Here is a 10,216-nt window from a genome sequence, read left to right on the forward strand (position 1 = left end):
GTGCTGCGGGTGATGACCTGGAACATCCGCACCGGCGGTCGGGATCGCGGCGGCTCCGACCGGCTGGACCAGGTGGTCCAGGTCGTCGACGAACAGGCCCCGGACGTGCTGGCCCTGCAGGAGTTGCGTGGTTTCGATCGCGGCGGTCTCCTGGCCGAGGTGGCGGGTCGGGTGGGCATGACGCCCCACCTGGCTCGGTCCTGCTTCGGGCAGCCGGTGGCCGTGCTGGTCCGGCCGCCCTACCGGGTCATCGACGCGGGTACGCTGCGCCGGCCGTTCCACCACGCCGCCGCCCGCGTCGTGGTGGCGACCTCCGCAGGTCCGTTCACGGTGCTCGGCGCCCACCTCTACCCGTACTCCGGTGGGCGGCGGCGGATGGAGGCCGACTGGCTGGTCAGCGCGGTGCGGCGTGCCCCGGGGCCGCTGACCCTGGTCACCGGTGACCTCAACTCGCTCGACCCGACCGTCGACCACACCGAGCGGCTGGCCGGGATGCCGGCCCTCTACCGGCGGCGGCACCTGCGCCGCTCCGGCGGCACCGTGGACACTCGCGCGATCGGCCGGCTGCTCGCCGCCGACCTCGTCGACCTGTGGCCGTCGGGCAACATCGGAGCGCCGGAGGCCGCCGGCCGCACCGTTCCCACCCGGTTCGGCGGGGCGGAGTTCGCGGGTATGCGGCTGGACTACCTGCTCGGCAGCCACGCGGTGGCTGATCGGTTGCGGGAATGTCGGGTGATCCGTGGCGGAGCGGCGGACCGGGCCTCGGACCACTACCCGCTGCTGGCCACGCTCGACCTGGACGCCGGCTGAGGGCTGCCCGTCGGCGTGGTGCCGCCGCCGCACGACGTGGCACGGGCCGGTTACCGTGCCCACCGTGACCGACCGCCCCACCCTCCGCTCGCCGCTGCCTGGACCGTCGAGCAACCACCTGGCCGCGCCGACGGCGGCGCGTCCGGCCCGTGCACCGCTGGCCCCGGACACGGCGGAGCCGGCCGCCGTCGCGCTCCCGCTCGTCGCGGCCTTCGCGCGCGTCGTGGCGTTGGTCGTGGTGCTGCCGGTACGCCTGCTCTGGGAGCTGATCGCGGCTGCCGGCCGGCTGTCGTACCGGCACCTGCTCAGGCCGACCGGCCGGTTCCTGCGCCGCTGGCTGCTGGCCCCGTTGGCCTGGGCCCTGCACCGGCTGCTCTGGGTTCCGCTGATCTGGTGCGCCCGTAACCTGCTCTGGCTCCCGCTGGGGTGGGTGGCCCGCACCCTGATCTGGCGCCCACTGGTCTGGCTGGCGCGTGGCCTCGCGTGGGTGGCCCGCACCCTGATCTGGCGTCCGCTGGTGTGGCTGGCGTACGCCCTCGCCTGGGCGGGCCGCACGTTGGTCTGGGCCCCGCTGGTCTGGCTGTGCGCGGTGCTGGTCGCTCTGGGGTACGCGGTGGGACGGGCGGCTCGGTGGCTGCTCTGGGCGCCACTGGTCTGGTTGGCCCGCAGAGGGTTGCGTCCGCCGCTCGTCGCTCTGGGGCGCGTGCTGGTCTGGCTCGCCGAACACCTGGTCCTGCGGCCGCTGCGCTGGCTTGGCGCGGTGCTCACACCCGCCGGGCGGCTGCTGGCGCGGGGCGTCGGCATGCTCGTCGGGGCGCTGAGCGCCGCGCTCGTCGGGCTGGCCCGGGGGATCTGGTGGGTCCTCGTGGGGTTCGGCCGGCTGGTCGTCGCCGCGGTGGTCGGTGCCTGGTGGACGGCCGGCTGGGTGCTGCGCCTGCTCTATCGGCTGCTGCTGCGTCCGCTCGGGCGCGGGTTGCGGTGGTTGTGGCGGCACACCGTGCTCCCGCTGCTGCGGGGTGTCCGTTGGGTCTGGTCGGTGACGGTCGTGCCGGTGGCGCACGGTCTGCGGGCGGCCTGGCGGGCCACCGTCGCGCCCGCGGCCCGCTGGATCCGCCGCTCGGTGCTCGACCCGGCCCGGTTGGCCTCCCGGGAGGTGCTCGGCGTCCTGGGCCTGCGCCGCTGACCGTGGCGGCGCAGTGGCGCGGACGCCCGACCGTGGCGGCGCTGCGGCGCAGGCCCTCAGAGCACCAGGTTGAGCAGGACGGTGAGCACCACCGAGGCGACGATCGAGAAGAGGATCATCAGGAGGCAGCCGAGACCGCCGCCGAGTGGGCGGATCTCCACGTTGCCGAAGCGCATGAGGGTCACCTGTCCGTGAGTGCGGAATCCGGGGCGGCGGGCCTCGACGTCACAACGCCCGCAACCGGGGCAGCAACTGCTCCTGCGCCCAGTCCAGGAACATCGGCTGGGTCTCGCCACCGACCTGGACGATCGCCACATGGGTGAAGCCGGCGTCGACGAACTTGCGGAACGCCTCGACGTGCGCGTCCACGTCGGGGCCGCAGGGGATGCCCTCGGCGACGTCCTCTTCACGGACGAACTGGGTGGCGGCGGCGAAGGATTCCGGGCCGGGCAGGTCCGCGTTGACCTTCCAACCCATGCCGAACCAGCGGAACTGGTCGTGCACGATCTTGCGGCACTCCGCCTCGTCGGGGCCGTAGCAGATGGCGACCTGCCCGTAGCGGGGCTGGCCGGCGCCCCCGGCGTCGTCGTACATCTCGATGATGTGCCGGTCGGGCTCGGTGGAGATGATGCCGTTGCCGTACTCCGCGGCCAGCGTCGCGGACTGCCGACCGGACGCCGCGACGGCCATCGGCACGGGCCGCTCGGGGCGATCCCAGATGTAGGCGTCGGGCACGTCGAAGTGATTGCCGGAGAACGTCAGCGTCTCCCCGTTGAGCAGCGGCCGGATGATCTGCAACGCCTCCTCGAACATCTCGTGCCGCTGCTGCACGTGCGGCCAGCCGCCGACCACGTGCTCGTTCAGGTTCTCCCCGGCGCCCAGGCCGAGGGTGAACCGGCCGTCCGAGAGTGCCCCGATCGTGCTGGCCTTCTGCGCGACGACGGCCGGGTGGTAGCGGCGGATCGGGCAGGTCACGAAGGACATCAGCTGCGCGCGGGAGGTGGCATGGGCGACCGCGCCGAGCACCGACCAGGCGTACGGGGAGTGGCCCTGCGAGTCCAGCCAGGGGTAGTAGTGATCGGACATCACCAGTTGGTCGAAGCCGGCCGCCTCGGCCCGTACCGCATGGTCGACGAGGTGCTTGGGCCCGGCCTGCTCGCTCATCAGGGTGTAGCCGACGCTGACCATCCTGGTATCTCCCTCCACTGACGGATCGTTCCCGGGATACCCAGGTCGGCGGTGCTCAACCCTCCCGTCCGGTTAGCGGAGGGAATGCTTGACGGATGGCGGCGACCTGCCTACCGTCGCTCTTAACCGGTTAAGGCCGGAGGTGCGGCGCACATCCTGTGGTGGGGATGATCGCCCCGTGACGGCCCGCGTCCGCGTGGGCCGTTGCGGCTGTCCAGAGCTTGGGGCGTGGTCACTGAACCGGTTGCGCCGATCAATCCATCGCCCCCGGGAGGCCAGCGTCTTCGGCGGCAGCCCACCGCCGACGACGCCCCCACCGCCCACCACGCCTCCGACCACCACGCCTCCGCCGGCTGGCGGCTGCACGGGGACCTACACGGTGACCAGCCAGTGGCAGGGCGGCTTCCAGGGTGAGGTGCGTGTGACCGCCGGCGCCACGGCGATCACCGGGTGGGCCGTACGCTGGACGTTCGCCAACGGCCAGAGCGTCAGCCAGTCCTGGAACACGACGCTGACCAGCAGCGGTGCCACGGTGACCGCGTGCAACGCGGACTACAACGGTCGACTCGCGGCCGGAGCCAGCGCCAGCTTCGGCTTCCTCGGCAGTTGGACCGGCAGCAACGCCGTACCACAGCTGAGCTGCACCGTGAGGTGAGCAACTGAACCAGCAACGGTGGCCGGGTCCGCGCGGGTCAGAGCACGAATAGCAGATGATGAATGGCCCCGCGGGTTGCGGTGTTGTGGGATTTGCCATATCCATTGGGAGGGCAACTGAACTGTTCGATCCCTAAGGTGGCCCTGCGGTTGCTTTCCGGCAACCATTCAGCCCGCAGGGGCCACGGGGGTCCTTCTTGTACGACTGTGCACAGTCGCGCCCACGATCAACGGGCGCGACCAGCTTCACCACGCCCGGAGCCGGTGTGCCGTGTGCAACAGCCGACTACGTCAGCGCGGCACCACGTGCCGTCGCGGCGTTTCGACGCACGTCGTCACTGACGCCGGTACGCGCCGCGCAGCGTCCCTGCTCTCCGATCCAGAAAGGATCGTTTGTGTCATCGTCTAATCGGCGGCGAGCAGTCCAGGCAGGCCTGCTCGCGGTAACCCTGGCGGCGGGGTTCCTCAATGCCGCACCGGCGCAGGCCGTGACCGGAGGAGCCCCCGTCACCGACGGGTCGTTCGCCTTCGTTGCCAAGGTCGAGGTCGGATCGATGGAGCGCTCGTGCAGCGGCTCTCTGGTCGACCCCTGGTGGGTGCTCACCGCCAAGAGTTGCTTCAGCTTCGATGGCCAGGCCGTGGTCGCGGGCAAGCCGACCAAGCCGACGACGGTCACCGTCGGGCGCCCCGACCTCACCAAGTCGACGGGCGCTGTCGTTCCGGCCTTCCGGATCGTGCCGCACGCCACTCGTGACCTCGTGCTCGTGCGGCTGTCCCGCCGCGTCGACGTGACCCCGGTGGCGCTGGGTGCCGCACCCGTGGTCGGCGAGCAGCTCACCGGTGCCGGCTTCGGTCGTACCGCCACCACCTGGGTTCCCGACCAGTTGCACGGCGGCTCCTTCGCGGTGCAGGCCGTCGGAACCTCCACTCTGGACATCCTGGGTAGCGGCCAGACCGGTATCTGCCGCGGCGACCTCGGCGGCCCCACTGTTCGCGTGGTGAGCGGAAAGCCGCAGCTCGTCGGCGTGCACCACGCCTCGTGGCAGGGCGGTTGCCTCGCCGAGACGGAGACTCGCCGCGACGCGGTGGACAGCCGGGTCGACGACCTCGCGTCCTGGTTCGCCGCGACCATGCCGCAGGGTGTGGCGACCGACGCCTACGAGGACCTCAACTTCCTCTACACGTACGACCCGGGGGAAGCGGCTCCGATGACGTTCAACGCGAACTCGACGGGCGGTTTCCCCGGCCCGATCGGTTCGTGGAAGAGCACCGAGCAGAGGTACGACCGGGACCGGGTCAAGGTGTTCAACGACGACTTCGACGGTGACGGGATCAAGGACGTCGTGGCGTTGTCGACCGCTGCCGATGGCAGCTTCGCCATCGACACGTTCATCACCCAGGCCGACGGCAAGTACGGCGCACCCCTGCGTTCCTGGACGGCGGCTGCCGGTTGGGGTCATCTCGGTGCCATGAAGATGGCCTCCGGCGACTTCAACGGCGATGGCCGGGCCGACCTGACCGCCTTCTACGGTTACAAGTCCGGCACCGGCGACGAGGCCTGGATCAACTGGATCGCCCGTCCGGACGGCGGCTTCGACGCCCCGTCCACGGTGTGGCAGGCGTCCGACTTCGGCAACTGGAACAGCGTTTCAGTCTTCGCCGGGGACGTGAACGGGGACGGCCGGGCCGACGCCTCCCTCTTCTACGCGTACGCCACCGGGGCAATGTCGATCATTACCTGGCCGGGTCAGACGGACGGCAAGTTCGGCACCCCGTACAACTCCTGGACGACTCCGGCGGACAAGCCGTTCGGCGCGCTCTCCGCGATGAAGTTGGCAGACGGCGACTTCAACGGCGACGGTCGCGGCGACGTGGCGGTGTTGTACAACTACGGAGGCAGCCACACCGGTCTGCACACCTGGACGGGCAGGGCGGACGGGACCTTCAACGCGCCCGTCGCGTCCTGGTCGTCGACCAGCTTCGGCCAGTTCGCCAAGATGAAGCTGGCCACCGGCGACTACAACGGCGACAAGCGCGACGATCTGGGCGTGCTCTACTGGTACGCCGACGACAGCTTGGGAATGCACACCTTCACCTCGACCACGAGTGGAGGCTTCAATGCGCCGTTCGGAACGTGGTTGAACCGTCCGCGGACCTTCGGTTGGTGGGTCAACGTGCGGTTCGACGGCGAGTGATCCTCTCTGCCTGAGGGGGTTCCCCCGCTTCTCCGACGGGAGGCGGGGGAACCCCCTTACCGTTGTCGTCAATGCCCCCCGGTCAGGTTGACGATGACCACCCCGGCGATGTCCTGTTCGGCGGAGCTCGTAGGTGGTCAGGCTAACGGGCTGGGCTCGGATGCGATCGGCGCGCTTTCGGCGGCGAGCCGGGCGGCTCGCATCGTGAGGTAGCGCTGTTCGGGCACGCTGCTCGTGCGCGCGGCGGCGGCCCGGTAGTCGGTGACTGCCCGCTCCCGGTCACCGGCCATTTCGTGCAGGTGGGCGCGGGCGGCGGGCAGCCGGTGGTGCCCGGCCAGTCGGGGGTCGTCGGCCAGCGCGTCGAGGGCGGTGAGGCCGGCCGCCGGCCCGTACACCATGGCGGTTGCCACGGCCCGGTTGAGCGCCACCACCGGGCTGCCGACGAGCCGTTCCAGCACCTGGTAGAGCGCCAGGATCTGCGGCCAGTCGGTCTGTTGGGTGCTCGGCGCCTCGTCGTGCAGGGCGGCGATGGCGGCCTGCACCTGGTACGGGCCGACGGGCCCACGCGGCAGCGCACGGGTGACAAGCGCGACGCCCTCGGCGATGGCCGACGCGTCCCAGCGGCTGCGGTCCTGTTCGGCCAGTGAGATCAGCTCGCCGGAGGGCCCGGTCCGTGCCGGCCCGCGCGCCTCGGTGAGCAGCATCAACGCCAGCAGCCCAGCCGATTCGCTGTCGTCGGGCAGCAGCGTGTGCAGCGCGCGGGTGAGCCGGATCGCCTCGACCGCGAGGTCGATCCGGCGCAGGTCCGGGCCGGTGGTGCTGGTGTGTCCCTCGGTGAAGACCAGGTAGAGCACCTGCCGGACGGCCGCCAACCGGTCGGCCCGCTCCGCCGGCTCGGGCATCCGGAACGGCAACCCGGATGCGCGGATGCGCTGCTTGGCCCGGCTGATCCGCTGTGCCATGGTCGCCTCGGGCACCAGGAACGCCCGTGCGATCTCGGCGGTGCTCAGCCCGCCGACGGCGCGCAGGGTCAGCGCCACGGCCGACGTCGGGGCGAGCGCCGGGTGGCAGCAGAGCATCAGCAGGACCAGGGTGTCGTCCCGCTCGGCGGTCAGCTCCTCGTCGGCAGCCGGCGCGTACTGCCGGTCGTCCGGGTCGCGGCGGGCGACCAGGTCCTCCCGGCGGCGTCGGGCCTGCTCACCGCGGACCAGCTCGATCATTCGGCGGTAACCGACCTGGATCAGCCAGCCGCGCGGGTTGGCCGGCACCCCCTCGGCCGGCCACTGGGTGGCGGCGGCGAGCAGCGCCTCCTGCACCGCGTCCTCGGCGGTGGCGAAGTCACCGAAGCGCCGGGCGAGCACGCCGAGGACCTGCGGCGCCAACTCGCGCAGCAGGTCCTCGACGCGGGGATCGGTGTTCAGCCCCTCACAACTCCTCTGCCGGGGCGGACATCACCGGATGCACCTCGATCGGCATGTTCAGCGGGCGTCCGCCGGGGCCGGGTGCGGTGGAGATGTGCGCGGCAAGTTCCACCGCCCGCTGCGGGCTGTCGCAGTCGACGATCCAGAAGCCGGCGAGGAACTCCTTCGTCTCGGCGAACGGCCCTTCGGTGACCACCGGCGTCCCGCCCGCACCGGCGCGGACGATTCGGGCCTGCTGCGGGCCGCCGAGGCCCTGCCCGTCGACCCACTCGCCGGCGGCGGTGAGTTTGTCGTTGACCTCGCCCATGAACGCGATGTGCGCCTGGACCTCCTGCGGGGTCCAGGTGTCGATGCTCGGGAAGTCGGTCCCGGCTGCGCTGAACTGCATCAGCAGCATGTACTTCATGGTTGGCTCCTCACACCTGCGCACCTCGTCGGTGCTCTCACCCTGAGGTAGAAACAGGCCCCGCCGTTCTCGACACTCCGACCAAAGATTCTCCCAGAATCACCGGGAACCTGGTTGCTGAGCACCTGTTGACTTGCGTCTCCGGTGCGGTGCACCCTCTGCTCTCATGCGACGATGGCAGAGCGACACCATCTTTTTCGGCGGCGACTACAACCCTGAGCAGTGGCCCGAGGAAACCTGGTCCGAGGACGTCGAGCTGATGCGCCGGGCCGGGGTAAACCTGGTCTCCGTCGGCATCTTCTCCTGGGCCCTGCTGGAGCCCACCCCGGGCCACTTCGAGTTCGGCTGGCTGGACCGGGTGTTGGACCTCCTGCACGCCGGCGGTATCCAGGTGGACCTCGCGACCGCCACCGCCAGCCCGCCACCGTGGCTGGCCCGGGCGTACCCGGAGACGCTGCCCCGCCGCGCCGACGGCGCGATCCTCTGGCCCGGCGGCCGACAGGCGTACTGCCCCAGCTCACCGGTGTTTCGCGAGCGGTCGCTGGAGCTGGTACGCGCGGTCGCCGGCCGGTACGCCGAGCACCCCGCCGTGGTGATGTGGCACGTCTCCAACGAGCTGGGCTGCCACAACGCGCATTGCTACTGCGACGTCAGCGCCGAGGCGTTCCGTGGCTGGCTGCGGGAGCGCTACGGCGACCTGGACCGGCTCAACGACGCCTGGGGCACCGCCTTCTGGAGTCAGCGCTACGGCGACTGGGCCGAGATCAACCCGCCGCGCACGGTGACGGCCTTCGCCAACCCCACGCAGCAGCTCGACTTCCTGCGCTTCTCCTCCGACGAGCTGCGCGCCCAACTGCGCGCCGAACGCGAGGTGCTCAAGACGCTGGTCCGCCAGCCGATCACCACCAACTTCATGATCGGCATGGGCGTCAAGCACATGGACTACCAGTCCTGGGCCGACGACGTGGACCTGGTGTCCAACGACCACTACCTGACCGCAGCCGACCCGCAGTCGCACCTCGGGTTGGCGCTCGCCGCCGACCACACCCGGGGCGTCGCCGGCGGCGATCCGTGGCTGCTGATGGAGCACTCCACAAGTGCGGTCCAATGGCAGCCGCGCAACCTGGCAAAGCTCCCCGGTCAGCTCCGCCGCAACAGTCTGGCGCACGTCGCCCGCGGCGCCGACGGCGTTCTGTTCTTCCAGTGGCGCGCGTCCCGGGTCGGCGCCGAGAAGTTCCACTCCGCGCTGGTGCCGCACGCCGGGCCGGACACCAAGGTGTTCCGCGAGGTCTGCCAACTCGGCGCCGACCTCAAGGCCCTCGCCGAGGTGCGCGGCAGTCGGGTGGACGCCGACGTGGCCATCCTGTTCGACTGGGAGGCGTGGTGGGGAGTCGAGCTGGATTCCCACCCCAGCGCCGACATCACCTACGACGACCGACTTAACGCCCTCTACCGGGCACTCTGGCGGGCCGGCGTGACGGCCGACATCATCCACCCTTCGGCGGACCTCAGCGGCTACCGGCTGGTCCTGGTGCCGACCCTCTACCTGGTCCGGGACAACGATGTCGCGGCACTGCACTCCTACGTCGAGGGTGGTGGCACCGTCGCGGTCACCTACTTCAGCGGCATCGTGGACGGCAACGACCACATCCGGCTCGGCGGCTATCCGGGTGCGTTCCGGGAACTGCTCGGTGTGCGTACCGAGGAGTTCTTCCCCCTGCGCGAGGGCGAACAGGTTCGACTGGACGACGGCAGCACCGCGGACGTGTGGACCGAGTGGCTGCACCCCGACGGCGCCGAGGTGCTCGCGTCGTACACCGATGGGCCCTTGCCGGGCGTGCCGGCGCTGACCCGACACCGGGTTGGCGACGGCGCCGCCTGGTACGTCGCCACCCGGCTGGACGAGCCGGCCACGGATCGACTGGTCGCCCGGCTCGTCGCGGAGGCCGGCGTCCGCCCGGCGGCGTCGGCGCCGCCCGGAGTGGAGGTGGTACGCCGACGAGACGGCGAACGGAGCTGGCTGTTCGCGATCAACCACACCGACGCCGAGGTGCGGCTTCCGGTGACCGGCGTCGAGCTGTTGACTGACGCGCGGTGTGCAGATGGGCTGACACTGCCGGCCGGTGACGTGGCGGTCGTCCGAGAGGATCGGACTCCCGCAGTCTCTGTCGACGAAATGTAGAGATGCTCCGGCGGTGACCGTCGGTCACCTCCGTGGCGGCGGATGCGGTAGTCAGCGGTATACCTCAGAGTCATATTCATACCTCTGAGGTATACCGCTCAACAGCACATCGACATGGAGGGCAGCGTTCCACGAACGTGCGGTACACCGGTGTTCCCGGCAGGCTGTCGCGGATGG

8 protein-coding genes are annotated in these 10,216 nt (G+C 70.8%); 5 read left to right on the top strand and 3 right to left on the bottom strand.

Features of this window, described 5'->3' with window-relative positions:
- Both C7C45_RS25450 and C7C45_RS25455 read left to right on the top strand, forming a co-directional pair.
- The gene (locus tag C7C45_RS25450) at window positions 1–810 is read left to right on the top strand and encodes an endonuclease/exonuclease/phosphatase family protein (RefSeq protein WP_110566230.1); all 810 of its coding nucleotides are present in this window, start codon (window positions 1–3) and stop codon (window positions 808–810) included.
- Window positions 811–874: 64 nt separating this feature from the next.
- Window positions 875–1,993 carry a hypothetical protein gene (locus tag C7C45_RS25455; RefSeq protein WP_146247405.1) on the top strand — a complete coding sequence of 373 codons (1,119 nt, stop codon included), beginning with the start codon at window positions 875–877 and terminating at the stop codon, window positions 1,991–1,993.
- Between the two features lie 225 nt (window positions 1,994–2,218).
- Here the strand turns inward: C7C45_RS25455 and C7C45_RS25460 are convergent, their stop codons facing one another.
- The gene (locus C7C45_RS25460) at window positions 2,219–3,181 is read right to left on the bottom strand and encodes a TIGR03557 family F420-dependent LLM class oxidoreductase (RefSeq protein ID WP_110566232.1); all 963 of its coding nucleotides are present in this window, start codon (window positions 3,179–3,181) and stop codon (window positions 2,219–2,221) included.
- Window positions 3,182–3,425: 244 nt separating this feature from the next.
- Here C7C45_RS25460 and C7C45_RS25465 point away from each other — a divergent pair, with 244 nt between their 5' ends.
- Together C7C45_RS25465 and C7C45_RS25470 are read left to right on the top strand one after the other, a co-directional pair.
- Window positions 3,426–3,836 (top strand): cellulose binding domain-containing protein, encoded by a 411-nt coding sequence (locus C7C45_RS25465; protein ID WP_425271170.1) that lies wholly within the window; start codon window positions 3,426–3,428, stop codon window positions 3,834–3,836.
- Window positions 3,837–4,230: 394 nt separating this feature from the next.
- Entirely contained in the window at window positions 4,231–6,030 is a 1,800-nt protein-coding gene (locus C7C45_RS25470) for a trypsin-like serine protease (protein ID WP_167454826.1), read from the top strand.
- A 137-nt stretch (window positions 6,031–6,167) separates the two neighbouring features.
- Here C7C45_RS25470 and C7C45_RS25475 read toward each other — a convergent pair whose 3' ends face one another.
- Complete coding sequence (locus tag C7C45_RS25475) at window positions 6,168–7,451, bottom strand: RNA polymerase sigma factor (protein WP_110566234.1); 1,284 nt, start codon at window positions 7,449–7,451, stop codon at window positions 6,168–6,170.
- Between the two features lie 4 nt (window positions 7,452–7,455).
- On the bottom strand, window positions 7,456–7,857 hold the full coding sequence (locus C7C45_RS25480) for a YciI family protein (protein ID WP_110566235.1): 402 nt from the start codon (window positions 7,855–7,857) through the stop codon (window positions 7,456–7,458).
- 166 nt (window positions 7,858–8,023) lie between these two features.
- Here C7C45_RS25480 and C7C45_RS25485 point away from each other — a divergent pair, with 166 nt between their 5' ends.
- Window positions 8,024–10,039 (top strand): beta-galactosidase, encoded by a 2,016-nt coding sequence (locus tag C7C45_RS25485; protein ID WP_110566236.1) that lies wholly within the window; start codon window positions 8,024–8,026, stop codon window positions 10,037–10,039.
- Window positions 10,040–10,216: the final 177 nt, after the last annotated feature.

This window comes from Micromonospora arborensis (assembly GCF_003205615.1).
Classification (GTDB): Bacteria; Actinomycetota; Actinomycetes; order Mycobacteriales; family Micromonosporaceae; genus Micromonospora; species Micromonospora arborensis.